The sequence below is a fragment of the Proteus mirabilis HI4320 genome (assembly GCF_000069965.1).
Lineage (GTDB): Bacteria > Pseudomonadota > Gammaproteobacteria > Enterobacterales > Enterobacteriaceae > Proteus > Proteus mirabilis.
Window position 1 is genome coordinate 3,954,544 of record NC_010554.1, and the last position, 25,812, is coordinate 3,980,355.

24 protein-coding genes are annotated in these 25,812 nt (G+C 41.0%); 13 read left to right on the forward strand and 11 right to left on the reverse strand.

The genetic code is table 11. The features are described 5' to 3' along the window. Positions 1–27: 27 nt before the first annotated feature. Positions 28–1,332 (reverse strand): sn-glycerol-3-phosphate ABC transporter substrate-binding protein UgpB, encoded by a 1,305-nt coding sequence (gene ugpB / locus PMI_RS18000; protein WP_012368826.1) that lies wholly within the window; start codon positions 1,330–1,332, stop codon positions 28–30. A gap of 175 nt (positions 1,333–1,507) precedes the next feature. Here ugpB and PMI_RS18005 point away from each other — a divergent pair, with 175 nt between their 5' ends. Further along, on the forward strand, positions 1,508–2,224 hold the full coding sequence (locus PMI_RS18005) for a glycerophosphoryl diester phosphodiesterase (protein WP_004248889.1): 717 nt from the start codon (positions 1,508–1,510) through the stop codon (positions 2,222–2,224). Positions 2,225–2,286: 62 nt separating this feature from the next. Here the strand turns inward: PMI_RS18005 and PMI_RS18010 are convergent, their stop codons facing one another. Further along, on the reverse strand, positions 2,287–3,483 hold the full coding sequence (locus PMI_RS18010; protein WP_004248890.1) for a cyanate transporter: 1,197 nt from the start codon (positions 3,481–3,483) through the stop codon (positions 2,287–2,289). Positions 3,484–3,770: 287 nt separating this feature from the next. On the opposite strand from PMI_RS18010, the gene PMI_RS18015 reads away from it, so the two are divergent. Together PMI_RS18015 and PMI_RS19175 are read left to right on the forward strand one after the other, a co-directional pair. Further along, positions 3,771–4,736 carry a hypothetical protein gene (locus PMI_RS18015; RefSeq protein WP_004245370.1) on the forward strand — a complete coding sequence of 322 codons (966 nt, stop codon included), beginning with the start codon at positions 3,771–3,773 and terminating at the stop codon, positions 4,734–4,736. 113 nt (positions 4,737–4,849) lie between these two features. Then, a complete protein-coding gene (locus tag PMI_RS19175) occupies positions 4,850–5,053 on the forward strand; it encodes a DUF1240 domain-containing protein (protein ID WP_223842468.1) in 204 nt (67 codons plus the stop codon). A 40-nt stretch (positions 5,054–5,093) separates the two neighbouring features. Here PMI_RS19175 and fis read toward each other — a convergent pair whose 3' ends face one another. The 9 genes from fis to acuI all read right to left on the reverse strand — a co-directional run bounded on the left by fis (position 5,094) and on the right by acuI (position 13,239). Beyond that, positions 5,094–5,390 (reverse strand): DNA-binding transcriptional regulator Fis, encoded by a 297-nt coding sequence (gene fis / locus PMI_RS18020; RefSeq protein WP_004245342.1) that lies wholly within the window; start codon positions 5,388–5,390, stop codon positions 5,094–5,096. Between the two features lie 20 nt (positions 5,391–5,410). After that, positions 5,411–6,382, reverse strand: coding sequence for a tRNA dihydrouridine synthase DusB (gene dusB / locus PMI_RS18025; protein WP_004245341.1), 972 nt, complete (start codon positions 6,380–6,382; stop codon positions 5,411–5,413). 321 nt (positions 6,383–6,703) lie between these two features. Beyond that, on the reverse strand, positions 6,704–7,585 hold the full coding sequence (gene prmA / locus PMI_RS18030) for a 50S ribosomal protein L11 methyltransferase (RefSeq protein ID WP_012368828.1): 882 nt from the start codon (positions 7,583–7,585) through the stop codon (positions 6,704–6,706). A 24-nt stretch (positions 7,586–7,609) separates the two neighbouring features. Continuing rightward, positions 7,610–9,055: a sodium/pantothenate symporter gene (gene panF / locus PMI_RS18035; protein WP_004245338.1), complete on the reverse strand. Its 1,446-nt coding sequence runs from the start codon at positions 9,053–9,055 to the stop codon at positions 7,610–7,612. After that, the gene (locus tag PMI_RS18040; protein WP_004252713.1) at positions 9,045–9,293 is read right to left on the reverse strand and encodes a YhdT family protein; all 249 of its coding nucleotides are present in this window, start codon (positions 9,291–9,293) and stop codon (positions 9,045–9,047) included. The genes panF and PMI_RS18040 overlap by 11 nt, the downstream gene beginning before the upstream one ends. A 229-nt stretch (positions 9,294–9,522) precedes the next feature. After that, positions 9,523–10,872: an acetyl-CoA carboxylase biotin carboxylase subunit gene (accC, locus tag PMI_RS18045; RefSeq protein ID WP_004245336.1), complete on the reverse strand. Its 1,350-nt coding sequence runs from the start codon at positions 10,870–10,872 to the stop codon at positions 9,523–9,525. A gap of 12 nt (positions 10,873–10,884) precedes the next feature. After that, positions 10,885–11,355 carry an acetyl-CoA carboxylase biotin carboxyl carrier protein gene (accB, locus tag PMI_RS18050; RefSeq protein ID WP_004245333.1) on the reverse strand — a complete coding sequence of 157 codons (471 nt, stop codon included), beginning with the start codon at positions 11,353–11,355 and terminating at the stop codon, positions 10,885–10,887. Between the two features lie 32 nt (positions 11,356–11,387). Next, entirely contained in the window at positions 11,388–11,831 is a 444-nt protein-coding gene (gene aroQ, locus PMI_RS18055; protein ID WP_004245332.1) for a type II 3-dehydroquinate dehydratase, read from the reverse strand. A gap of 433 nt (positions 11,832–12,264) precedes the next feature. Continuing rightward, a complete protein-coding gene (acuI, locus tag PMI_RS18060) occupies positions 12,265–13,239 on the reverse strand; it encodes an acrylyl-CoA reductase (NADPH) (protein WP_012368829.1) in 975 nt (324 codons plus the stop codon). Between the two features lie 686 nt (positions 13,240–13,925). Between acuI and mreB the strand changes: the two genes are divergently transcribed. The 10 genes from mreB (at position 13,926) to PMI_RS18110 (ending at position 25,744) form a co-directional block, all read left to right on the forward strand. Continuing rightward, positions 13,926–14,969, forward strand: a complete 1,044-nt coding sequence (mreB, locus tag PMI_RS18065; protein ID WP_004245330.1) for a rod shape-determining protein MreB — start codon at positions 13,926–13,928, stop codon at positions 14,967–14,969. 101 nt (positions 14,970–15,070) lie between these two features. Next, positions 15,071–16,117, forward strand: a complete 1,047-nt coding sequence (gene mreC / locus PMI_RS18070; protein ID WP_004245329.1) for a rod shape-determining protein MreC — start codon at positions 15,071–15,073, stop codon at positions 16,115–16,117. Between the two features lie 5 nt (positions 16,118–16,122). Then, positions 16,123–16,611, forward strand: a complete 489-nt coding sequence (mreD, locus tag PMI_RS18075; RefSeq protein ID WP_026164602.1) for a rod shape-determining protein MreD — start codon at positions 16,123–16,125, stop codon at positions 16,609–16,611. A 51-nt stretch (positions 16,612–16,662) separates the two neighbouring features. After that, a complete protein-coding gene (locus PMI_RS18080) occupies positions 16,663–17,250 on the forward strand; it encodes a Maf family protein (protein ID WP_004248907.1) in 588 nt (195 codons plus the stop codon). Then, positions 17,247–18,716, forward strand: a complete 1,470-nt coding sequence (gene rng / locus PMI_RS18085) for a ribonuclease G (protein WP_004245326.1) — start codon at positions 17,247–17,249, stop codon at positions 18,714–18,716. The genes PMI_RS18080 and rng overlap by 4 nt, the downstream gene beginning before the upstream one ends. A 44-nt stretch (positions 18,717–18,760) precedes the next feature. Then, positions 18,761–22,564 carry an AsmA2 domain-containing protein YhdP gene (yhdP, locus tag PMI_RS18090; RefSeq protein ID WP_012368830.1) on the forward strand — a complete coding sequence of 1,268 codons (3,804 nt, stop codon included), beginning with the start codon at positions 18,761–18,763 and terminating at the stop codon, positions 22,562–22,564. After that, positions 22,561–23,421 (forward strand): deaminated glutathione amidase, encoded by an 861-nt coding sequence (nit1, locus tag PMI_RS18095; protein WP_004245324.1) that lies wholly within the window; start codon positions 22,561–22,563, stop codon positions 23,419–23,421. The genes yhdP and nit1 overlap by 4 nt, the downstream gene beginning before the upstream one ends. After that, the gene (gene tldD, locus PMI_RS18100; protein WP_004245322.1) at positions 23,418–24,863 is read left to right on the forward strand and encodes a metalloprotease TldD; all 1,446 of its coding nucleotides are present in this window, start codon (positions 23,418–23,420) and stop codon (positions 24,861–24,863) included. Before nit1 ends, tldD begins: the two co-directional genes overlap by 4 nt. 93 nt (positions 24,864–24,956) lie before the next feature. After that, a complete protein-coding gene (locus tag PMI_RS18105) occupies positions 24,957–25,463 on the forward strand; it encodes a ribonuclease (RefSeq protein ID WP_012368831.1) in 507 nt (168 codons plus the stop codon). Then, complete coding sequence (locus PMI_RS18110; protein ID WP_012368832.1) at positions 25,463–25,744, forward strand: barstar family protein; 282 nt, start codon at positions 25,463–25,465, stop codon at positions 25,742–25,744. The genes PMI_RS18105 and PMI_RS18110 overlap by 1 nt, the downstream gene beginning before the upstream one ends. Positions 25,745–25,812 lie beyond the last annotated feature (68 nt).

Here is a 25,812-nt window from a genome sequence, read left to right on the forward strand (position 1 = left end):
ATTGATGTTCGCCGAATACCAAATACCTTACTGAGTGCGTTCAAATCGGCGTAGTTGTTCATTTCCCCGTTTAACCGCATTATCCAAGGCGGCTTGAGCGCTCTGTTTGCCTGACCACACTTTTTCTAATTCTTCATCGACGATTTCTCGCGTTTGTAAAAAGTTACCAAAGCGCAAGCCTTTTGAGTTTGCTGTAGAGTCAGAGGTGGTCATTTGTAAAATAGCCGTATCAGCACCAGGATTTTGCTGATAGAACCCCTGTTGTTGTGTTAATGCATAAGCTGCTTTCGTCACAGGTAAATAACCGGTTGCTTGATGCCAATCTGCTTGTACTTCAGGGCTAGAAAGATAGGTAAAGAATTTAGCGACACCGTTATATTCAGCATCAGGGCGACCTGCCATTACCCATAATGAGGCACCTCCGATAATGCTATTAGCAGGTTTATCAACTAAAGTATCGTCATAAGGCAATTGGCTAACACCAATATCAATGCCTTTCATATTCTCTTTAATACCCGCAAAGCCTGCAGATGACTCCATCACCATGGCGCATTCTTGAGTATAAAATAGCGGCATAGCATCAGATTGGCGGCCACCATATTTAAAAATACCGGATTTAGACCAATCCGCCATGCGTTGGATATGAGTAACAAACGGTGCCTGATTAAATAAAAATGAGGTATCAGTCCCATCAAAGCCGTTATTTTTGGTGGCGATAGGTAAGTTATTACGAGCGCCAAAATTCTCTATTTGGGTCCATGATTGCCAAGTGGTGGTAAAACCACATTTCACGCCAGCATCAAGTAGTTTCTGAGAGACAGCCCCCATCTCTTTCCATGTTTTAGGAGGTTGCTCTATGCCTGCTTGTTTAAATAGTGCTTTGTTGTAATAAAGCACAGGCGTTGAGCTATTAAAAGGTAGAGATATCATCTTACCATCGCTGGTGGTGTAATAAGCGGTAACTGTCGAGAGGTAGCTATTAGGATCAAATGGCTCGTTGGTTTTTTCCATTAATTGGTAAACAGGAAAAACGGCTTTTTTAGCTCCCATCATACTTGCTGTTCCCACCTCAAACACTTGAACAATCGCAGGTTGGTTTTTGGCTCGAAATGCAGCAACAGCGCTGGTCATCGTTTCTGGATAAGTCCCTTTATAGACAGGTTTGATCACATATTCTGATTGGCTGGCATTAAAGTCTGAGGCAATTTGATTGACTTTTTGACCTAAGGCGCCCCCCATAGCATGCCACCACTCTATTTCGGTTTTTGCGTAGGTTGGTGAAGTAAATAATGCTATTGCTATGGCAAGCGTACTGAAGGATTTAATCGACATGCAAAATTTCCTTTTTATTTAAATACGAAAGGCGCAATCTAATTTAAGAAATACCCTAAGCGTTCTTTATGACAAATGGGTGACAATTAAATGAAGATATGTTGATGGTGTGACTGTCAAATTGCTGTCATAAATGGTTGTCATGATGGCGATATCAACGAATAAGGAGAGAAAGATGAAAATAGCCGCTCATAGAGGATTTTCTGGAAAGGCACCTGAAAACACATTAGCTGCATTTAAAATGGCAATTGATTTTGGGTGTGAATGGATTGAAACCGATGTGCAATTAACGGCAGATCATGTACCTGTACTGATCCATGACAAGACGGTTAATCGTTGCACGAATGGACAAGGTGCGGTGCGCTTTCATAGTTTGGATGATTTACACCGTCTTGATGCAGGCAGTTGGTTTAGTTCACTTTATCAAGGGGAAAAAATTCCCACACTAAGACAAGGTTTGCAGTTGATAAAGCGCTCAGGCACTAAGCTCAATATCGAACTTAAAACATGGCCTGATGATGATGTAGAGCGCTTATGTTTAGCGGTATCTGAAATGATAAAAAGCGCAGATATCCCTAACGAACAAATCCTGTTTTCCTCTTTCGATACTCATGCATTAATGGTGATGAAACGTTATCTGCCCGCCATTCGTCGAGGACAGCTATGGGATGATATTCCTGATAATGCACTAGAAACTTTACAAGCTATAGAGGGGTTTAGCGTGCATTGTAATTATCAATATTTAACGCAGCAACAAGCGGCTATGTTGAAACAAGCAGGCTATGAAATTTATTGCTATACCCCCAATGATCCTAAAGAAGTGAAAGATTTTGAAGCATGGGGAGTCGATATGTTGATCACTGATGTCCCAGATATTTATCAACAGAATTAATGTGCTTTTTATAAGGTATCTGAGTGAATGACACAGATGCCTTATAATGCTTATTTTTATCACTAATCTGTCAATATATGGCTAGTAGGATAGGCCTTATTATAATTATGAGGATTTAACCGTGCAAATAATCCCATAGTTAATATCACTAAGACAGCATGAAAAGCCCAAGCATAGGTAAAACTACCATCATCTTGTTGTAGCCATACTGCGATCAGTGGCCCAAAAGAGGCAATAATAAATCCGCCACCTTGCATCAAGGCTGATAGTGCTCCTGCGTGTAATGGATGAGGAACATGATCTAATGCGGCAATCATCATCATTGAGAAACAACCACCCAACCCACAGCCTAAAAAGATACTCCATAGATAAGGGGCGCTCATTGGCATTGTCATCAGCGCTAAAAATCCAATAAGTTGGCTTGTCAGTGTTAAAAGTAGCCAAAAACGGCGATCATGATTTTTGGCAGCAAGAAATGGAATAATTAATGCTGCTGATGCTTGAAAGAGTGACAAAATAGCAACTAATGAGCCACTTTGTGCACTTGGCATACCTAATGATTGATAGAAGGGAGCTAACCATGCCACCATCGAAGCGTAACCGGCATTAACAAAGCCAAATCCAACAATTAATAAGGCTGTTCTTGGTCGCCAAATCAATGTATTAAGTGGCAGTTTATTGGTTTCGGAAATATTCTTTTTAATTGATAGCGTAATAGCAACTAATGCGACGCTCGCGGGTAACGCAAACCAAGCAAGAGCCTGTTGCCAATTGCCATCAGATGCCGTAAGAACAGGGGATAACTGAGCACCTAATGCACCTCCTCCCATTAGCATGGCTGAGTAGAGACCCATCATAATGGGAGTTTTCTGTCCAAACCACGCTTTGATGATGCCAGGGAAAACCGCTTGGATATAAGCGACACTTAAACCACAAAATAGAGCAGTAATAAGTAACTGATCACCATCAGAAACATAGGCACGAGAAAACGATGCTAATAATAAGATAAGCATCGCAACTTGTAGCCCTCTACGAGCTTGAATATAAGGTTGTAAAAAGGGCACAACCAAAGCACCGACTCCCATTAAAATCATGGGTAATAACGTGAGTAATGAGACTTGGCTATAGCTCATGCCTGTTGAAGCAATAATATTGTCAATAACAGGGCCAGGCCCGGTTAAAAAAGGGCGTAAATTTATTCCTACTAAAATGATAGTAAGGACAATCTGCCACATATTTTTTCGTGGTAAGGCTGTCATAGTAATTCCCTGATAAACATCAAATTTGTCTATTGTATAGACAAAGTTTGTCTAAAAAAATGCTAATAGTAAAGATAAAGTATCATTGTTTTCAGTTAAGGTTAGCATTATTAACAGAATATAGAACTCTAATCTGAAGATGATATTTTCCCGAATTTGCTCTATCAGTTGTTTCCTAAGTAAATTTATCTAAATGATATTTGGTTTCTTTTATATTAATATTAGCAGGAAGGTGTAAACTGGTTTATTATTTTATACCGAAAAATATAAATAACTAAGGTAAGTTAATGTTGAGTATGGAAAAAATTAAGCAACCCTATTGGCCAGCATTAAAATTGATATTAAGTTCACTTATTGTTTTTAGTTTCTATTTGAAACAAAGCCATACCCCTGACTTTTCATTACTGATTAATATATTTGATTTAACATTAATTCCTATGTTTGTTTTTATTATCGGGTTTATTACTAAAAATGGGACATGGAAAAGTTGGCGTGATAATTTATTGGCTGCCTTAGTGATTTATGCGACTTTCCAAACTATTGATATGATCCCTCTTTATTATTCAGGGCAATTTGACCTTAATACTTACCTTCTTTTTCCTCAAAATGGTGTGTGGTTTTTTCTTGCTACACCTATTTGGCAAGCTTTTTTCCTATTGTTACCTTCATACATCAGACATCATAAACCAATATTATTCTCTCTTCTGCTTGTCAGTATTTTGCTATCGTTGTTAACTAAAGGCTATGAAACTAAACTATCCACTTTCTTGGCTATAATACAATATTTTCCATTTTTTATTATCGCTTATTTAGTAGACCAACAAACTATTGCTAAATTGAGAAGTCAATCTTCTGTGGTTATTGCTTTAATAAGTTTATTATCAATATTTATACTTTATTATCAATCTAATATCAATTATATTATTCTAACAAAATTAGAAGGGAGTCTATTTTTTGCAAAATTAATTATATATATTATCTCTTTATTGATAAGTTTTATTTTAAGCGCAGGGATTATTTACCTTGCACCAACCACTCAAAAATACGCTTCTCTTGCCAATAATGCGTTAGGTGTTTATTTAATTCATCCAATTATTTGTTTTATCCTTTTACAAGGCATAATCTTTTTTCAGTTATCTCTTACATTACCGATGGTTTTTGCACTCATCATTATCACGATTAGCCTAGCACTATTATTGGCATCAATTAAGCTTATTCATTGGTTTATTAGCCCAACTTTTAATATCCGATAGCTTAGTCAACATGAGTGGAGAAGAATGCCATTAATTTTTCTCCACTAAGAATAAAATCGTATGTTCACTATTAATTTGTTTTATTTATATAAATCAATTATTTTATGTCTTTAATGACATTTAATAAATTAATAATGCGATATTTAGTCTATTTAGGACTTGCCGGTGTATTGCTCAGTTTTCCTATCTCATTTGTAGTAAATATCTTTCTTCTTGATGAAGGATATAAAACGTGTGATAAAATTTCGTGGCTATCACCCACTACATATGTAAAAGAATTATCGTTTTGCAATAACAAAAAAGCCCTTAACAAATAATGAAAAGGGCTTTTTAATTCAATGTATTATACGACTTCTATTAATTCATGCCGTATTTTTTCAGTTTCTTACGCAGTGTGCCACGGTTAATGCCCATCATTTGCGCAGCACGTGTTTGGTTACCACGGGTGTATTGCATCACCATGTCCAACAATGGCTGTTCAACTTCAGCCAATACCAGCTCATATAAGTCATTAACATCTTGACCGTTTAATTGAGCAAAATAGTTCTTCAGTGCTTGTTTAACTGAGTCACGTAAAGGTTTTTGGGTTACCTGATCTTGTGAATTTACAGTGGCAACGGTTAGTACGTCTGAATTTACGCGTTGTTCGAACATAGTTCTGTCAGCTCTTTTATTTATTTACGCAAAAAATTTTCGAAATATGCTTCCAACGCCTCCAGCTGTTCGCTGGCATCCTCTATGGCGTTGAAGGAGCGCCGAAACTGGTCATCAGGGGCATGTTCCTTGAGATACCAAGAGACATGCTTGCGTGCAATGCGAGTTCCTTTGCCTTGACCGTAAAAGTCGTGCAATTCACGCACATGCTTTTGCATTATTTGTTGCACCTTTGCAATCGGCAGAGGAGGCAACAGTTCACCTGTGTCCAGATAGTGCTGGATTTCCCGAAAGATCCAGGGTCTTCCCTGAGCAGCGCGACCGATCATTAAAGCATCGGCTCCAGTGTAGTCAAGCACTGCTCTGGCTTTTAGCGGGTCAGTTATGTCTCCATTCGCAATAATGGGAATAGAGACACTCTGCTTAACTGTCCGAATACTGTCGTATTCAGCTTCACCTTTGAACAAACACTCGCGCGTACGTCCATGAATGGTGAGAGCCGCAATACCACAATCTTCAGCCAATTTGGCAATCTCTACACAGTTTCGTTCATCAGGTGACCATCCTGTACGGATCTTGAGTGTAACAGGTACATCAACCGCATTGACCACCGCAGAAAGGATCTCTGCGACTAAATCCGGATAACGCAGCAATGCCGAGCCTGCTAACTTTTTATTCACCTTTTTTGCCGGACAACCCATATTAATGTCGATAATCTGAGCGCCACCTTCTACGTTTATTTTCGCAGCTGTAGCCATATCAACAGGGTCACTTCCCGCAATTTGTACGGAGCGGATCCCCAATTCATCGCTATGTACCATCCGTAACCGAGACTTGTCTGTCTTCCAAACCTGAGGATTAGAAGAAAGCATTTCAGAAACTGTCATCCCCGCACCCATGTCATAGCAAAGTGACCGAAAAGGTCGGTCTGTAACGCCAGCCATTGGAGCTGCAATGAGGCAATTTTTTAACTGATACTGTCCGATTCGCATAGATGAAAAGAGGGCCAAACTGTGACTGCAAGGGCGCGTATATTACGCATTTTTTACCAGATATGAAAGGACAAAGTTTAACCAAATCGCGAAAAAAAGTTACTTTTTTATACTTGATTTTTTATAAATAGATTATTTAGTCAATAAAAACAAAATGTTACTGTTTTTCTAAAATTTTAAATTTAAATATAGAGAAGTAACAAACTCAAGCAACAAGGTGATATTTATCAGGCAAAATTGTGATTAATGCCTGATAAATAATCATTAAGTGAAACTTTAACTGTTTAATATTATCGCAAATTGTTTAATATTTAACCTATGTTATTTTTTCACTCCGGTAATACGACACCACTCTTCTTTTTCAGCCACAGGATCTAAAGTAAATTGTTCTTGATAAGCTTGTGCAACACCGTCAGCTTGTGTGGCAAGAACACCGGAAAGACCTAAATGCCCCCCTTGACGTGGCAGTGTGCTGATAATAGGAGCTAATTCACGTAATGGACCAGCTAAGATATTTGCTACCACTACATCGGCACTGAGATTGTCTGGTTGGTCTTTAGCAAGGTATAGCGTCAGTGCATCAGCGACACCGTTACGTTGCGCATTGTCGCGACTTGCTTGGATAGCTTGTGGGTCGATATCGATACCTATCGCTTTCGCAGCCCCCAGTTTTAATGCTGCAATGGCTAAAATACCTGAGCCACAACCAAAGTCGATAACGGTTTTACCTGCGAGATCTAAACCATCGAGCCATTGTAGACATAAAGAGGTGGTTGGGTGAGTACCAGTACCAAATGCCAGACCTGGATCGAGCATGACATTTACAGCGTTAGGATCAGGCACTTCACGCCAGCTTGGGCAAATCCATAAACGTTCGCCAAAGCGCATAGGGTGGAAGTTATCCATCCATTCGCGCTCCCAATCTTTATCTTCTAATTGTTCGATTTTATGTACAAATCCTTTACCCAGCACCGCCGTGTTTTCTAACATAGCCACGATGATACTCATATCGGTTTCTGCATCATATAAGCCAATAACATCGGTATCACCCCAGAGGCGAGTTTCTCCCGGTAATGGCTCAAAAATAGGGGTATCGTGGCTATCTTGAAAGGTTACTGATACCGCGCCACTTTCAACCAACTCATCACCAATGGCTTCGGCGTTTTCTGAGGTGGCATTTAGTCTTAATTGTATCCAAGGCATAATTAATCTCTTTTAAAAACAAGTTCACTGTAATGGAGCAGATTGAGGCAAGGTTTGTTCTCCAAACCTATTTGCGACAAGAAAAGCCACTAAGCTCAATAACAGCGCAGGAATAATAGGATGAAATCCAGCAATCTGGATATTAAATGTTGCCAGTGTAGCATAGAGTGTGGCACCGGTTATCATGCCCGCAATCGCGCCATAACGGTTTGCTTTGTTCCAGTAAAGGCCAAGTACTAGAGGCCATAAGAAAACCGCTTGTAGTCCACCAAAGGCAAGTAAATTGAGCCAAATTATCATTGATGGCGGGTTCCATGCAGCAAATAGCAATAAGATCCCTAAAATCAAAGTAGATAGGCTAGATAAACGCGCAATGCGTTTTTCATTGTTTATGGCATGAGGCGCGAGATTGAGATAGAGATCTTTGACCAATGTCGCTGATGATTGTAGCAGTTGTGCGTTAATCGTTGACATGATGGCTGCCATCGGTGCCGCTAAAAATATACCGGCAGCAAAAGGTGGTAATACATCAACCATTAAGGTTGGAATAACTTGATCTGGCACGGTGAGATCAGGAATGATTGCCCGACCTAATGCGCCCGCAAAGTGCATACCAAACATTAATAACGCCATCACGATGGTGCCGATGATGATCCCTCTGTGCATGGCTTTGCTGTCTTTATAAGAGATACAGCGCACTGCAGTATGGGGAAGGCCGATAACCCCAAAACAGACCAATACCCAAAATGACGCCATAAAGGGGCCAGTTAAAATGCCGTCAGCACCATGAGGAGAGGTAAGGGCAGGATCGATAGCATTTAGTTTTTGTATTGCAATATCTAAACCACCCGCCTTGTAGATAATGGCAAAAAGCAAAATAAAGGTGCCCAATAACATCACAAGGCCTTGTAAGGCATCATTTAATACACTGGCTCTAAATCCGCCAATCGCTGTATATAATGCGATTGAGATACCAAATATCAGCAAACCAAATTCATAGGGAATACCCGCCGCGGTTTCTAATAAGCGAGCACCACCAATAAATTGTACGGTCATGGCGCCGACAAAAGCTACCAGTAGACTTAAGCTGGCAAACCAGACTAAAAAGCGACTTTGGTAGCGAGCATAGAGCATATCATTTAGGGTGACGGCGTTATAACGACGCGCCAAAATAGCAAATTTTTTACCTAGTACCCCGAGGGAGAGCCAAATAGCGGGGAGCTGGATCATCGAAAGAAGTACCCAACCAATGCCGTATTTGTAAGCCGCTCCTGGTCCACCAATAAAAGAGCTAGCACTGACATAGGTTGCCGTGATGGTCATTGCAAGGACAAATCCACCCATAGAGCGGTTACCAAGAAAATACTCGTTAAGAAATTGCCCTTTTTCACGTTTACGATATGCGTATGCGGATAATAGGAAGACCAATAAGAGATAGCCAACCAGTGGCACGATAACCTCAGTTTGCATTGTCATGCTCATCTCCTAACGGCATATCTTTGAAAAAATAGCGTACCATCAGATAACACAGTAAAAAAAATAGCACAGGTAAAAATAGGCATGAAAGCTCAAACCAAACCGGTAGGCCGGTTAGTCCCACACTATTATCGGGTAAATAGGCAGTAAGTAACCAACCCAATAAGTAGATAAAAGTAAGCACTAAGGCCAAGAGGGCTTCTTTGTGGGCCTGAACAAAACGCTTGTCCATCTGTTCTCCCAATCTTTATAGGATTAAAACGAATGGGAAGGATTGTACGGGAAAGTGAGAGGTGATTCAGTGAAAATTGATCATAAACTTATTGGTGGCATCAAATGATGAGGAATTGATTGGCGGTTGAGTGTGCTGCAGGAACTTATTTGGTTATTTAATAGACTATTTAGTCGAATAAAAAAGGCATAGTCGATAAACTATGCCTTTTACTGATAAGCTAAAAAGATTAATTTTCAGTTAAACCTAGGCGTTTTTCTAGGTAGTGAATATTAGTACCACCTTTTTGGAATTGCTCATCATTCATAATGAATTGGTGTAGCTCAATATTGGTTTTAATGCCGTCAATAATAAGTTCTGCCAACGCATTTTTCATACGAGAAATCGCAATTTCACGTGTTTCACCGTAAGTGATCAATTTACCAATCATTGAATCATAGTGTGGTGGAACGGTGTAACCTGCGTAAATATGTGATTCCCAACGTACACCAAATCCGCCTGGTGAGTGGAAACGAGTGATGGTTCCCGGGCTTGGCAAGAAGGTTTTTGGATCTTCTGCGTTGATACGGCACTCAATAGCATGTCCATGAACGTGAATTTGATCTTGCGTGACCGATAATGGTAAGCCTGATGCAATACGCAGTTGCTCTTTGATAAGGTCAACACCGGTGATCATCTCAGTAACAGGGTGCTCAACCTGAATACGGGTATTCATTTCGATAAAGTAGAATTCGCCATTTTCATAGAGGAATTCAAACGTACCCGCACCGCGGTAGCCAATTTCAATACAGGCATTTGCACAGCGTTCACCGATATTTTTACGGATCTCAGGGGTAATACCCGGTGCTGGTGCTTCTTCAACCACTTTTTGGTGGCGACGTTGCATTGAGCAGTCACGTTCAGCTAAATAGATAGCATTACCTTGTCCATCGGCCATCACCTGAATTTCGACGTGGCGTGGATTTTCAAGGTATTTTTCCATATAGACCATATCGTTGCTAAATGCCGCTTTGGCTTCCGCACGGGTCATGGAGATTGCTTGCGCTAAGTCTTTTTCTGAGCGAACAACACGCATACCGCGACCACCGCCACCACCTGATGCTTTGATGATAACAGGGTAACCAATGCGTTTGGCGATTTCGATATTTTTGGCGGTATCGTTACCTAATGGGCCATCTGAGCCTGGTACACAAGGAACACCGGCTTTTTTCATCGCTTCAATAGCCGAAACTTTATCACCCATTAGGCGAATGGTTTCCGCTTTAGGGCCAATAAAAATAAAGCCTGAGCGTTCAACTTGTTCGGCAAAATCGGCATTTTCAGACAGGAAGCCATATCCTGGGTGAATGGCTTGCGCGCCACTTATCTCTGCCGCGGCAATAATTGCCGGAATATTTAAGTAACTTTTTGCTGAAGCAGCGGGACCAATACAGATAGTCTCGTCTGCCAGCAGAACGTGTTTTAAATCACGGTCTGCCGTGGAGTGAACGGCGACTGCTTTGATCCCAAGTTCCTTACAAGCTCTTAGGATACGCAGTGCAATTTCACCACGGTTGGCAATGAGGATTTTTTCTAGCATGGGCCTGCCTCGTTATTCGATGACAAAGAGTGGATCGTCAAACTCAATAGTATCGCCATCTTGGCAAAGGATAGATTTAACAACGCCCGCTTTATCAGATTCGATTTGGTTCATCATTTTCATTGCTTCAACGATACACAGTGTATCGCCAACATTGACTTGCTGACCCACTTCAACAAAGACTTTTGCTTCTGGGCTTGGTGAACGATAGAAGGTACCTACCATTGGTGAGCGAACAACATGGCCGCTAATTTCTTGCGTTGCTGTAGCCGCTGGTGTTTCTGGTGCTACAGGTGCCACAGCAGCTGCTAATGCAGGTTGAGGTGCTGCTGGTGCCGCAAAATATTGCTGAGGAGCCATTTGACCCTGAACGCCAGAGTTGCGACTGATGCGTACTGACTCTTCACCTTCAGAAATTTCCAGTTCAGAAATGCCAGACTCTTCGACTAGCTCGATCAGTTTTTTAATTTTACGAATATCCATGAGTTGATTCCGTACTCTTTTGATGTTTTTTATTAAGACAAGCGGTTGACCGCTGCCTGTAAAGCAAATCGATACCCTTCAGCACCTAATCCACAGATTACGCCAGTTGCGATATCAGAAAGATAAGAGTGGTGACGGAAAGGTTCCCGACTGTAGACATTGGATAGGTGAATTTCAATAAATGGAATATTCACCCCTAATAATGCATCACGCAGTGCAACACTGGTGTGCGTAAATGCTGCAGGGTTGATAAGAATATAATCAACATTTCCCCGCGCCGCATGAATTTTATTTATTAGCTCATGTTCAGCATTTGATTGAAAATGAGTCAGTTTCACATTTAATGCTTGAGCATCCGCTGACAAACTTTGAACAATATCATTCAGAGTTAGGTGTCCGTAAGTTTCCGGCTCTCTAGTGCCAAGCAGGTTTAAGTTCGGACCATTCAGGAGCAAAATATGAAAATTTTCCGACATTATGCTTCTATCTCCGTCAATTCGTCAACGAAATGACAAAATAACCTGTGCTTTTCGTTTTGTCATCTTTTATTGTATCGAATGTTACGATACAAATCACAAAGTCCGACATTATAGACATTTCACAGAAGATAACAGCAAAATACTGGTCTAATCAGGGAAAGATGGGATTATTTTGATGAAAAGTTAAAAGTTTTTACAAGATTGTAAAACCAAGAAAGTAAAATAAACAGAAGTTTAAAAAATAATCATAACATGACGTTATTTATTGATGTGACAGGAAATCTACGCTTCTTTGAGCTAGATCGATAATATATGTTATAAATGTGATCCAGATCACATTACTAACCAGGCTTAATATTAAAAACGCAATAATCTGGCATTAAATTAATCTGTTTAATGCCAGAAATTAGCTCAAAATCATGATAAATAATTACAACTTAACTAAGGTTCTACCTGTTACTTGATTATCCATTATCATCTGAGCATAGCGTGGCACCTCATCGAGTGTAATTTCAGTTACTGTTTGCTGATAAAATGTATCAGGCAATAGCTGTAGTAAACGTTGCCATACTTGAGCGCGTTTTTCTGCAGGATAATAAACGGAATCGATACCTTGCAGACGAACATTGCGTAAAATAAATGGCATGACTGTAGTAGGTAACGTATATCCTCCTGCTAATCCACAGGCGGCAACGGTGCCATTGTAATGTGTTTGTGACAAGATATTGGCAAGGATTTGTCCACCTACGGTATCAATAGCGCCTGCCCAACGCTGTTTATCTAACGCTTTACCCGCAGCCTCAAATGCTTCACGGGTGATAATATGCTCGGCCCCCAGTTTACGTAAATAATCGTGATTGCTGGCTCTGCCACTGAGAGCGGTAACCTGATAGCCAAGTGCGGTTAATAAACTAATTGCGGTGCTACCGACACCACCGCTGGCACCTGTAACCAAAATCTCACCACTATCGGGTGTTATGCCACCTTGTTCTAACGCCATCACACAAAGCATGGCAGTAAAACCAGCGGTACCAATGATCATGGCATTTTTTAACGACAGTCCTTCAGGCAGCGCCGTTAACCAATCACCTTTAACGCCCGCTTTTTGTGCTAAACCGCCCCAGTGGTTTTCACCTACCCCCCAACCGGTTAGTAACACATGTTGTCCAATATGAAAACGGGGATCTTCTGTATGGTGAACCACCCCTGAAAAATCGATACCGGGGACCATCGGAAATTGGCGTAGAATTTTTCCTTTACCTGTTATGGCTAAGCCATCTTTGTAGTTTAGTGTCGAGTAGTGGACATCAACAATGACCTCATGAATAGGAAGTTGTGATTCATCGATATGTTGGACGCCGGCGCTAAGTTTATCGCTGTGTTGTTCGACTAATAATGCTTTCATGATGACCTCTTATTGCTATCCGTTTCTGTCATGATAGGTGATTTTTTAGCAAGCGTTGTGATTGTGCACAATATCTCGTGTAATAATGAGACAAATTAACGCTTTTTAGTGTATAAACGATGGGTTCTATGTTCATTTAAGCAGAGATTATTCTGAGTTTTACATTTTTGTTGTGAGTTGATACTTAAAATATTTTACGATTGGGCCAAAAATAACATTTATCTTCGTTTATTGAAATTAAGCTAATAGGTTGTTTTGGCCACCATCAAGATGAGTATGATGATCGCTATCTTCATCAAATGATGGGGTAAATGTTATCGAAAATAGATATTGCTGATGTGAATAATTAAATGAATAAATTTTATTTGAACTTGAACCCTTACTTTTGTGTCACAGTGTGGCAACCAAGTAAGATTTTTCTTTGTCGATATCTACGTGATTTGTATTGTGATTAAGTCAAATAAATCTTACGTAGGATCGAATTTATGCGTTAATCGTTTTAATTAGCCCATTTTTATGCAGTTTTTTTCTGCTCCAATTGGGAAAAGTAACGTAGAATATTGTGCCTTTATGATTATTCACGTGTCCACTTTTAACTAAGTAGCGGATCGCGCCTTGTCGCTGCTTATTGTGGTTGGTAGAGTAGACGGATTTTTCCGTCCCGGCTTGCAGGATTATCCTTTCGTATGTTTAAAAAATTTCGTGGCATGTTTTCCAACGATCTGTCTATTGACTTGGGTACCGCCAATACCCTGATTTATGTCAAAGGACAAGGTATTGTTCTCGATGAACCTTCTGTAGTTGCGATCCGCCAAGATCGCGCAGGTACATCAAAAAGTGTTGCAGCCGTCGGGCATGAAGCCAAACAGATGCTAGGGCGTACACCTGGGAATATCGCAGCTATTCGTCCAATGAAAGACGGTGTTATTGCTGATTTTTATGTAACCGAAAAAATGCTTCAACACTTCATAAAACAGGTTCATAACAACAGCTTTATGCGTCCAAGCCCTCGTGTATTAGTGTGTGTACCTGTTGGTGCGACACAAGTTGAGCGTAGGGCTATCCGCGAGTCGGCACTTAGTGCGGGTGCTCGTGAGGTCTTTTTAATTGAAGAACCTATGTCTGCTGCAATTGGTGCAGGTTTACCAGTATCTGAAGCGACGGGTTCAATGGTCGTTGATATTGGTGGTGGGACTACAGAAGTTGCGGTTATCTCATTAAATGGTGTGGTTTATTCCTCTTCTGTACGTATTGGGGGAGACCGTTTTGATGAAGCTATCATTAACTATGTACGTCGTAACTACGGTTCGTTGATCGGTGAAGCAACCGCTGAGCGTATTAAGCATGATATTGGCTCGGCTTATCCTTCAGACGAATTAAATGAGATTGAAGTACGTGGACGTAATTTAGCGGAAGGGGTACCACGTAGCTTTACTTTAAATTCCAATGAGATCCTCGAAGCCTTACAAGAGCCATTAACAGGTATTGTAAGTGCTGTGATGGTTGCCTTAGAACAGTGTCCGCCAGAGCTTGCTTCTGATATTTCAGAACGAGGTATGGTCTTAACGGGTGGTGGGGCACTGTTACGTAACTTAGACCGTTTATTAATGGAAGAAACAGGTATTCCTGTTATTGTGGCTGAAGATCCGCTTACCTGTGTGGCTCGTGGTGGTGGTAAAGCATTAGAAATGATCGATATGCACGGTGGCGATCTATTTAGCGAAGATTAATATTATTGTGCGAGTAAGGGAGAAAGGATTCCCCCTTAATCACAATATAACAATATTAACACCTGTTCTTTTACTTCTCCGTGTGAGTGATCTTAGAGTTTATGAAGCCTATTTTTAGTCGGGGGCCTTCCCTGCAACTAAGATTAATAATCGCTGTGATTATCGCGATATCGTTGTTAATTGCTGATAATCGCATAGGTGCTTTTTCAAAAGTCCGTCAGTATTTGGATACTGCTGTGAGTCCTTTCTATTTTCTTGCAAATGGGCCTCGTCGTTTCCTTGATCAACTCTCTGAAACCTTTGCAACTCGCGAACGTTTACAATTTGAAAATCAAGCGCTAAGAAAAGAGCTTCTTGTTCGCAGTGGTGAAAGTCAGCTACTGGAACAATTTAAACAAGAAAATGCCCGCTTACGAGAATTACTTGGTTCACCTTTACGTCAAAATGAACAAATGACGGTAACACAAGTGTTGTCTGGTAATAGTACGCCTTATCGAGATCAAGTGGTGATAGACAAAGGCACTAATGATGGGGTGTATGAAGGTCAGCCTGTTATTAGTGATAAAGGCGTTGTTGGACAAGTTATTGCCGTAAGTGAGTTAACCAGCCGAGTACTGTTAATTTGTGATACCTCTCATGCATTACCGGTACAAGTATTACGTAATGATATTCGCGTTATTGCCTCAGGGGCTGGGTGTGCGGATGATCTACTGTTAGAGGCACTACCTGCGAATATCGATATTCGTGTAGGGGATGTGTTAGTCACCTCAGGATTAGGGGGACGCTTTCCTGAAGGTTATCCTGTTGGGGTTGTTTCTTCGGTAAAAGTCGATAATCAACGTGCTTATTCGGTGATTAATGTGCGACCTTCTGCTGAATTACAACGTTTACGTTATCTGTTGCTATTATGGAACGCCTCAGAGAAGAAACAAGCGCCACCGTTACCCTCAGAGGTTTACCGTGCTGCCAATGAACGTTTGATGCAATTAATGCCACAGGTACTGCCTAACTATGAACAAGCGGGGCCACCACTGCCTCGTTCTATGTCACAAGAGCCAACGGAAAATAGCGCCACCCCAAGTGATATAGCACCAGTACCACCAACGGAAAACAATAAACCTCAACCTAATACGAATCGAGGTAGATAGTGACAATCAATCCTTATCGTAGCCGTGGGCGTTGGATTATTTGGCTCTCGTTTCTAATAGCTTTGGTGTTACAAATTATGCCTTGGCCTGAGCAACTAGAAGTTTATCGCCCTATTTGGCCAGTGTTGTTTCTGATTTATTGGATAACGTCATTACCTCATCGTATTAGCGTTGGAACAGCATTTGTTCTTGGGATGAGCATGGATTTAGTGCAAGGGACAACATTAGGCGTAAATGCGTTGGCTTATACCCTAGTAAGTTATGTTATCGCCTTTAAATATCAATTATTTTGTAACTTAGCGTTATGGCAACAGGCATTAGTGGTAATGTTAGCGATTGGTGTGGTTGATCTTACTGTATTTTGGGCAGAATTTTTGCTTTCTCCCGTGACTTTTCACCCACAAGTATTCTGGAATAGTCCAGTCAGTGGTATTCTTTGGCCATGGCTTTATTTTTTGCTTCGCAAAGTCCGTCACCAGTTTTCAGTTCATTAACCTCTCTGGATCATGACGGTATTTTTGTGTCACCGTCATGAGGATATTATTGTGATCACTCTTTACCTTGCATCGAGTTCCCCCAGAAGGCGAGAGCTTCTGTCACTGTTGGATGTTCAATTTAGCACCATTACACCGGCAATTGATGAAATTTGGCAACAAGGTGAAGCACCAGAAGATTATGTTATCCGTTTGGCGAGGGAGAAATCTCAAGAGGGGGTACGTCAAGCGACAAATGACTATCCGGTATTAGGCTCTGATACTATCGTGGTTCAAGCAGGTCGTATTCTGGAAAAACCACGAGATAAAGCGCATGCAGCACAAATGCTAAGTAATCTTTCAGGTGCAACCCACCAAGTGATGACGGCGATTGCTATTTCAGATAAAACCCGAACAATAAGCCAATTAGTTGTCACGGATGTGACTTTTAGAAAGATGACAGAAAGTGAAATTAGTGCGTATATTGAAACGGGAGAGCCAATGGATAAAGCTGGCGCTTACGGTATTCAGGGAAAAGGAGGCCGTTTTGTACAACGGATTGAGGGTAGCTATCATGCTGTTGTCGGCTTACCGCTTGTTGAAACCGAAGCATTGATAGCTCAATTTTTGTCTCTAGCGAATGATAAGGAGATTTCATGACAGCAGAGCTATTAGTGAATGTGACTCCCTCTGAAACCCGAGTGGCCTATATCAGCGGGGGCATACTACAAGAGATCCACGTTGAAAGAGAAGCCAAACGAGGTCTTGTCGGAAACATCTACAAAGGTCGGGTAAGTCGTGTATTACCTGGGATGCAAGCTGCATTTATTGACATTGGGCTTGAGAAAGCCGCTTTTTTACATGCTTCTGATATTATGCCTCACACGGAATGTATCGCGGGTGAAGAGCAGAAAAAATTTAATGTTCGTGATATTGCGCAACTTGTACATCAAGGTCAGGACTTGATTGTACAAGTGGTGAAAGATCCTCTAGGTACAAAAGGGGCACGTCTTACAACAGATATCACATTACCATCACGTTACTTGGTGTTTATGCCGGGGGCTTCTCATGTGGGTGTTTCACAACGTATTGAAAGTGAAGAAGAACGTGAGCGCTTAAAACGCTTGGTAGAAGAGTATTGTGATGAAAATGGCGGGTTTATTATTCGCACTGCCGCTGAAGGTGTCGGCGAACATGAAATAAAACAAGATGCTGCTTTTTTAAAGCGCCTATGGAATAAAATCATTGAGCGTAAAAAAAGAAATAAAACGCGTATTCAAATTTATGGTGAGCTCGCTTTAGCACAACGTATTTTACGTGATTTTGCAGGGGCTGAATTAGATAGCATTCGGGTTGACTCTAAATTAACTTATCATCAATTACAGGAGTTTATTGGTGAATATATTCCTGAATTAACCGCTAAACTTGAATTACACCAAGGTAATCAACCTATTTTCGATCTCTACGGGGTTGAAAGTGAAATTCAGCGCGCGTTAGAGCGAAAGGTCGAGTTAAAATCAGGAGGCTATCTGATTATCGACCAAACCGAAGCAATGACAACGATTGATATCAATACGGGCGCTTTTGTTGGTCATCGTAATTTAGAAGAGACGATTTTTAATACCAATGTTGAGGCGAGTCAGGCGATAGCGCGGCAACTGAGATTACGTAATTTAGGCGGCATTATCATTATTGATTTTATTGATATGAGTAATGAAGATCATCGCCGTAGAGTATTAGCTTCCTTAGAACAAGCATTGAGCAAAGATCGCGTGAAAACGACCATCAATGGTTTTTCACAATTAGGTTTGGTTGAGATGACACGTAAACGAACCCGTGAAAGTCTCGAGCATGTACTTTGTGATGACTGTCCTACTTGCCAAGGCCGTGGTACAGTAAAATCAGTTGAAACGGTATGTTATGAAATATTACGAGAAATTGTTCGTGTTCATAAAACCATAGACGCAGATCGCTTTTTGGTTTATGCCGCCCCCGCTGTTGTGGAAGCACTAAAAGGTGATGAATCACATGCTTTAGCCGAAGTGGAAATTTTTGTTGGGAAGCAAGTCAAAGTGCAAACTGAGCTACTCTATAGTCAGGAGCAGTTTGATGTGGTGATGATGTAATGGATTCGCCTTGCTAATAAATATGATGGCAGAAAGGAGACTAAATGAAGCGGCTGTCTAAATCTTTATTATTGATAACCCTTTTTTGCCTGATTATTTTCGCCGTAGTATTAAGTGGATTTCGTTATTTTCTGCCTCGTTTAGATAATTATCGCCCTGAAATTGAAACCTATTTATCTAAACAGTTCAATAGCCCAGTCACCATGACACAGGTGAAAGGAGAATGGCAAAACTTTGGCCCTGATATCCAAATTACTGGGCTGTATATTGATAATAACAGTGTTGAAGTGAGTGCTGAACAGATCACTTTCTCTTTTGATGTTTGGCGTTCACTACTTCATTTTCAACTCTATTTTCGTGAATTAACCTTTGAACAATTAGCAGTAAATTACAAAAAGCCTATTTTTACTGGGCAAAATGGTGATATTACTTTCACTGAACCCGATGATATCTCTTCCATTTTCTTAAAACAGTTTGATCGATTTAAATTGGTTGATAGCCGTTTCGTGTTTTTATCACCTTCTGGTGACACTAGCACGCTCCATATTCCCGAATTAATGTGGCTCAATCAGAAAAACCGCCATCGTGCGCAAGGGGAAGTTACTTTAGATACCCCAATAAATCACTATGGTGGACTAAAAGTACGTCTTGATCTCTATACGAAAAAGCAGGGGGCACTGGATAAAGGACAGGTGTTTGTCACCGCTGATGAGGTTGATATTTCCCCTTGGTTAAGCCAATGGGTTAAAAGTAACAGTGGCCTTGGTGAAGCGAAAGCCAGCCTATCTAATTGGATAGAGATCAGCAATGGGCGGATCACGGGTAGCCAGTTACAAATCCATCAAGGTGAAATGGATTGGCGTAATGAAGGGCGCACACATGTATTAAAGGTAGAAGATTTAATTCTACGTATGAGACGCCAAGAAAATGGCTGGCTTGCTGATATCCCTTATACCCGAAAAATAACGATGGATGGTGATGAATGGCCAGATGGTTATTTAGCGGTACTTTATCAACCTAAAGAAAAACAACAGGATGAAGCTTGGCGTATCCGTGCTAAAAATATTGAATTAGAACGGTTATCTGCGTTATTGCCTTTGTTCTCCTTTTTAACGCCTGATGTCGTGCGCCAATGGCAGTATCGTCAATTTTCTGGCATGGTCGACTCATTTGCTCTTGATTTAGCCCCCGATGATTTTAAACGTAGTGCCATTGATATCAGTTGGCAAAATGTTGCTTGGAAACGCTGGCAAGAAATCCCTTCTGTGGCACATTTTAATGGTCATTTAAAGGGCACATTACAGCAAGGAGCGCTTAATTTTGCGCTTAATAACAGTGAAATTGATACTGCTGGGCTTTTTAAAGCGCCACTTAATATAGAAAAAGGCACTGGTACGGTTTACTGGCAGCATCAGGGAGATTCTCTGTCGTTATGGAGTCAAGGGATTGATATAAAAGCCACCTCCGCTTGGGTTGCCGGTGATTTTCGTTATCAAAAACAAGGAGAGCATCAACAACTGTCTATTCTTTCGGGAGTGAATGTGACCGATGCCGGTGAGACATGGCGCTATTTACCTGAAAAATATGTCGGTAAAGATTTAACACAATATCTCTCTGACGCGATTATTGCTGGAAACGTTAAAAACGGTACGTTTATTTTTCATGGTGATCCGCGGGATTTCCCTTTTGAACAACATAATGGTTGGTTTCAAGTCTATGCACCAGTAAAACAGGCGACCTTCAAATATGATAGTGAATGGCCGGCACTGTTTGATCTTAATGTTAATCTTAATTTTAAGAATAACGGCTTATGGATGTCCTCTGATAATGTTCAGGTTGGTAAAGCCACCGCTAAAAATTTGACGGCGATTATTGAGGACTATAACAAAGAAAAAATTGTTATTGATGCAGATATTGAAGCCACGGGCGATGATTTAAAAGAGTATTTTCTAGCTTCGCAAATGGCAACGATTGGTCATACACTTGAAATACTAAAAGTGGCTGGAAAAATTAACGGGAGTTTGCATCTCGACATTCCTTTTGATGGCGAGCAGGTGGTCGCTTCTGGTCAGGTAAACTTAAACAATAACGATGTCACATTAGCCTTTATGGATACCACCCTAGAAGGTGTTACGGGACAATTTCGTTACCATAATGATAAATTAGAGAGTGATACTTTAACCGCGAATTGGTTTGGTCAACCTCTGACATTTTCTTTTGCTGGTGGTGATCAACGGGATGCTTATCAAGTTGGTGTTGATCTAAAAGGACAATGGGATATCGGGAAAATTAAGGGATTACCTAATGATATACAACATAAATTAAGCGGTTTTTTACCTTGGCATGGCGCGGTGAGTGTTAATATTCCAGAAACAGCGGATGTTAATTATCAAGTGGATCTGACCGGACAAGTGAATGCGCTACAAAGTCAGTTAGCTGCGCCAAGTACCGATGACTTTAAAAACGCTTCCCCCATTGTGATTTCAGCAAAAGGGAATAGTGAAAAACTTAACGTTAGTGCCGATGCACAAGATCAGTGGTCATTAAATAGTGAATGGGCGTTAGGTGAACCATTACGTCTATTACAAGGTAATTTAGTCTCTTCCTCGCTCACACTACCTCAATTAAATGATCAATCACGATTGACTATTGCTTTGCAGGGATTGCAAGGCGATAAATGGCTACCTACTTTAATGGCTTTTTCATCATTAGCCCCTTCTGAAAACGCGATACGTTTCCCTACCAATATTCATATTAGTCTGCCTGAACTTAATTTTGCTGGTCAGCAATGGATTGCGCCACAAACAGAAATTATGCGTGCTGATGATGGTGTAAAATTATCCTTCTCAGGGAGTGAGTTACGAGGTGACTTATTTGTACCCAATACGGCACAACCTTGGCAGGTGAATATTACCTATCTCTATTTTAATGGCGCTAGCCCAACAGAAGAAAATAAATCCTTAAAAATGGCAAATGTGCCTGATGCCAAAAAAGCAGTTCAATTTTCACTTAAAGATATTCCTGCTATCAATTTCGCCTGCCAAGAGTGTTGGGTGAATGGATTATTACTAGGGAATATTGAAGGTGCAATACAGCCTCGTGACGGAGCATTATTGTTAACTGCAGGTAAGCTTAAAAATAGCAGTGGCGAGCTATCTGTGAGTGGTGTGTGGTCAGAAGATAGTTTAGGCAACAGTATCACTAAGTTGGCAGGTAAACTAACGGCACCGGAAGTCGATGAAATGGCGGCTTACTTTGGTTATATCATTCCGATTGTTCAGTCACCACTTACGGCAGATTTCTCACTGCAGTGGCACAATACCCCTTGGAATTTTGATCTAAAAACACTCAATGGTGAAGTGAATGCTTCTCTTGGAAAAGGGCGTATTGAAAAGGTGGATGTTGGGCAAGCGGGAAAATTATTACGTCTAGTCAGTTTTGATGCCCTGTTACGTAAGTTGCAATTCGACTTTAGAGATACTTTTAGTGATAATTTTGAGTATGATTCCATTAAAGGTGATTTGACGATTAAACAAGGTGTTTTAAACGCGAAAAGTGTTGCTGTAGATGGTGTTATTGCCGATATTGCTATAAAAGGTCAAGTGGATCTGTTGGCGCGTAAAATGGACTTACAAGTAGTGGTAACTCCTGAAATATCAGCTACAGTAGGCGTTGCTACCGCATTTGCTATTAACCCCATCGCTGGTGCTGCTGTATTTGCAGCTTCAAAAGTACTGGGGCCACTTTGGAGTAAGATTTCAGTTATACGTTATCATGTTACCGGAACGGTAGAACAACCCAAGATTGACGAAGTACTGCGTCAACTTAAGGAGGATCAGGCGTTATGAAAAAAGTTAATGTCGCACTTTTGCAGCTTTGTAGCGGAAAAAATATAAAAAATAATCTGGCGCAAATAGAGCAACAGATTAAGCAACTCCCCGATTCAGTCAAGCTTGTATTAACGCCTGAAAATGCATTACTTTTCTCCAGCGCAAAAGATTATCATAAACATGCTGAAATTCAGGGGAAAGGGCCATTACAAGATGCGATTGCTAATATGGCGCAGCGCTATAAGGTGTGGATCTTAGTGGGTTCAATGCCATTGATTAGCCGAGATTCTCCTGAGCAGATCACCAGTAGTAGTTTAGTTTTTGATGATGAAGGGGTGATCCGCGCTCGTTATGACAAAATTCATATGTTTGATGTGAACATTGATGATGAACAAGGCGAATATAATGAATCAGCCATTTATCAACGTGGTGAACGCTTGACTGTAGTGGATACACCTGTGGGGAAATTAGGTTTAACGATTTGTTATGATTTACGTTTTCCCGGTCTTTTCCAAGCATTAAGAGAAAAAGGTGCTGAAATTATTTCTGTACCGGCAGCCTTTACTCGTTTAACAGGTAAAGCGCACTGGGAGCCATTGTTACGCGCGCGGGCTATTGAAAATCAGTGTATTATTTTGGCACCGGCTCAAGTCGGTACCCATGATGCTCGTCGCACATGGGGTCATACAATGGCAGTGGATGGTTGGGGGAAAGTATTGAAAAAGAACCCTGATGCGGTCAGTGCCCTAACGCTCAATATTCGAGTCGATAGTTTAGAAGGTATGCGTGAACAGATACGGGTTGTGAAACATAATCGCTTTCGCCCGAAACTGACACACTTAATAAAAAAAGTTAAGGATAAAAAAGAATTATGAGTTTAGCTGTTGTCAGCGAAAGTCTGTTGGAAGCGAACAACCTGAGTTTAGATGATTTAGCATCGACACTAGAGCAGCTTGCACAGCGTCAAATTGATTATGGTGATCTTTATTTTCAATCAAGCTACCACGAAGCATGGATATTAGATGATCAGATAATTAAAGATGGCTCTTACAATATTGACCAAGGGGTTGGCGTTAGAGCGATTTATGGTGAAAAAACAGGTTTTGCTTATGCAGACCAATTAACACTCAACGCACTTAACCAAAGTGCTCATGCTGCGCGTAGTATTGTGCAAGCACAAGGCAATGGGCAGATCCATACACTGGGTGCTATTCAACATACTCCGTTATACAACCTAAATGATCCATTACAAAGTTTGTCTCGTGAAGAAAAAATAGCACTATTACATGACGTTGATCGTGTGGCACGGGCTGAAGATAAACGTGTTAAACAAGTCAATGCCTCATTAACGGGAGTGTATGAGCATGTGCTAGTTGCTGCAACGGATGGTACTTTAGCGGCGGATGTGCGTCCTCTTGTACGTCTTTCAGTAAGCGTACTGGTCGAAGATGACGGTAAACGTGAACGTGGTTCGAGTGGTGGCGGTGGTCGTTTTGGTTATGATTATTTTCTGACTAAAGAAAATGGCGAAACCCATGCAGCGACTTATGCCCGTGAAGCGGTACGCATGGCATTAGTTAATTTATCGGCTATTGCTGCACCAGCAGGTACAATGCCTGTGGTTTTAGGCGCCGGATGGCCCGGTGTTTTATTACATGAAGCTGTTGGACATGGTTTAGAAGGTGATTTTAATCGTCGTCAAACATCGGTATTCTCTGGGCGTATTGGCGATAAGGTAACTTCTGAGTTATGTACTATCGTGGATGATGGTTCAATTGAAGGCCGACGAGGCTCCGTGGCGATTGATGATGAAGGCGTACCAGGCCAATACAACGTATTAATCGAAAATGGCATCTTAAAAGGCTATATGCAAGATAAGATGAATGCGCGTTTAATGGGGGTAAAACCGACGGGCAATGGGCGTCGTGAATCCTATGCACATTTGCCAATGCCACGTATGACCAACACCTATATGCTTGCGGGTAAATCTTCTCCTGAAGAGATCATCGCCAGTGTCGATCGCGGTATTTATGCGCCAAACTTTGGTGGTGGGCAAGTTGATATTACCTCCGGTAAGTTTGTTTTCTCAACTTCAGAAGCCTATTTAATTGAAAAGGGTAAAATTACTAAACCAATTAAAGGCGCAACCTTGATTGGTTCAGGTATTGAAGCGATGCAACAAGTTTCTATGGTGGGTAATGATCTCGCATTAGATAAAGGTGTCGGGGTGTGTGGCAAAGAGGGGCAAAGCTTACCAGTAGGGGTTGGGCAACCGACACTGAAATTGGATAAGTTAACCGTTGGTGGTACTGCTTAACAGTTGTTATTGTTATCTATTTATACAAATTACCCCAATAAAACTCCATCGCTATGATGGAGTTTCTATTTAAGTGAGTAAATGGAGCTATTTATGGGCAAACGTCTATTCCCTGTTCTTATTGTTGTGGCTGTTTTATTTTTTGTTCTGTATAAAGGATTAGTACCTGAAACGCAGATACCAGCAACAGCGCCTCCTACATCAACAACATCTACATCGTCAAAGAGTTCAATCAGTCAGCCTGAGTCTCAACGTCCTTTAGCAATTGATGAAAAGACCCAAGCCAATAAAGTGGCTGATTATTTGCAACAACACGCTCGCTTACCTGATTTTTATATCAGCAAAAAAGAGGCTCGAGCTAAAGGTTGGAATGCGAAAGCGGGCAATTTATGTGACGTTTTACCAGGACGGGCGATTGGTGGTGATCGCTTTATGAACCGTGAAAAACAGTTACCTGAAGAAGCAGGGCGTCAATGGTTTGAAGCAGATGTCAATTATCAATGTGGACATCGTGGTAGCGATCGCCTGCTATATTCTAATGATGGATTAATTTATTTAACCACCGATCATTACCGTACCATGCAAAGAGTTGCACCTTAATGAAACAGATTATTTTTGATTTCAGCACATTGGCGGATCGAGATGCTTTTTATCATCAGTTTGCTCAGCAATTTCAATTGGATGAAGCATTTGGTAATAATCTTGATGCGTTATGGGATGTATTAACAGGAGAAATTGAATTGCCTGTTAATATTGTTTTCAGACATGCACCGCATCATTCCCGCACCTTCCAGCCCATTATTGAGATAATGCAAGAAGCGCAAGAGACGCTCGGTAAAGACCTATTTCGCTTTCATTGTGAACATAAAAAAGCCAAGTAGAGCTAGCTGAAAGCCCATAAGTATTACAAGGTATCCTGAAAACCGCAGTGGTATCATGATTTAGCACT

Bases quoted from the DNA above. Each gene is read 5' to 3' on its own strand.
- prmA (WP_012368828.1), bottom strand. From the start codon at position 7,585: ATGCCTTGGATACAATTAAGACTAAATGCCACCTCAGAAAACGCCGAA.
- tldD (WP_004245322.1), top strand. From the start codon at position 23,418: ATGAGTTTAGCTGTTGTCAGCGAAAGTCTGTTGGAAGCGAACAACCTG.
- PMI_RS18010 (WP_004248890.1), bottom strand. From the start codon at position 3,483: ATGACAGCCTTACCACGAAAAAATATGTGGCAGATTGTCCTTACTATC.
- fis (WP_004245342.1), bottom strand. From the start codon at position 5,390: ATGTTCGAACAACGCGTAAATTCAGACGTACTAACCGTTGCCACTGTA.
- ugpB (WP_012368826.1), bottom strand. From the start codon at position 1,332: ATGTCGATTAAATCCTTCAGTACGCTTGCCATAGCAATAGCATTATTT.
- PMI_RS18005 (WP_004248889.1), top strand. From the start codon at position 1,508: ATGAAAATAGCCGCTCATAGAGGATTTTCTGGAAAGGCACCTGAAAAC.
- PMI_RS19175 (WP_223842468.1), top strand. From the start codon at position 4,850: ATGACATTTAATAAATTAATAATGCGATATTTAGTCTATTTAGGACTT.
- dusB (WP_004245341.1), bottom strand. From the start codon at position 6,382: ATGCGAATCGGACAGTATCAGTTAAAAAATTGCCTCATTGCAGCTCCA.
- acuI (WP_012368829.1), bottom strand. From the start codon at position 13,239: ATGAAAGCATTATTAGTCGAACAACACAGCGATAAACTTAGCGCCGGC.
- PMI_RS18015 (WP_004245370.1), top strand. From the start codon at position 3,771: ATGTTGAGTATGGAAAAAATTAAGCAACCCTATTGGCCAGCATTAAAA.
- accC (WP_004245336.1), bottom strand. From the start codon at position 10,872: ATGCTAGAAAAAATCCTCATTGCCAACCGTGGTGAAATTGCACTGCGT.
- mreC (WP_004245329.1), top strand. From the start codon at position 15,071: ATGAAGCCTATTTTTAGTCGGGGGCCTTCCCTGCAACTAAGATTAATA.
- mreB (WP_004245330.1), top strand. From the start codon at position 13,926: ATGTTTAAAAAATTTCGTGGCATGTTTTCCAACGATCTGTCTATTGAC.
- PMI_RS18110 (WP_012368832.1), top strand. From the start codon at position 25,463: ATGAAACAGATTATTTTTGATTTCAGCACATTGGCGGATCGAGATGCT.
- PMI_RS18040 (WP_004252713.1), bottom strand. From the start codon at position 9,293: ATGGACAAGCGTTTTGTTCAGGCCCACAAAGAAGCCCTCTTGGCCTTA.
- PMI_RS18105 (WP_012368831.1), top strand. From the start codon at position 24,957: ATGGGCAAACGTCTATTCCCTGTTCTTATTGTTGTGGCTGTTTTATTT.
- panF (WP_004245338.1), bottom strand. From the start codon at position 9,055: ATGCAAACTGAGGTTATCGTGCCACTGGTTGGCTATCTCTTATTGGTC.
- accB (WP_004245333.1), bottom strand. From the start codon at position 11,355: ATGGATATTCGTAAAATTAAAAAACTGATCGAGCTAGTCGAAGAGTCT.
- nit1 (WP_004245324.1), top strand. From the start codon at position 22,561: ATGAAAAAAGTTAATGTCGCACTTTTGCAGCTTTGTAGCGGAAAAAAT.
- rng (WP_004245326.1), top strand. From the start codon at position 17,247: ATGACAGCAGAGCTATTAGTGAATGTGACTCCCTCTGAAACCCGAGTG.
- aroQ (WP_004245332.1), bottom strand. From the start codon at position 11,831: ATGTCGGAAAATTTTCATATTTTGCTCCTGAATGGTCCGAACTTAAAC.
- yhdP (WP_012368830.1), top strand. From the start codon at position 18,761: ATGAAGCGGCTGTCTAAATCTTTATTATTGATAACCCTTTTTTGCCTG.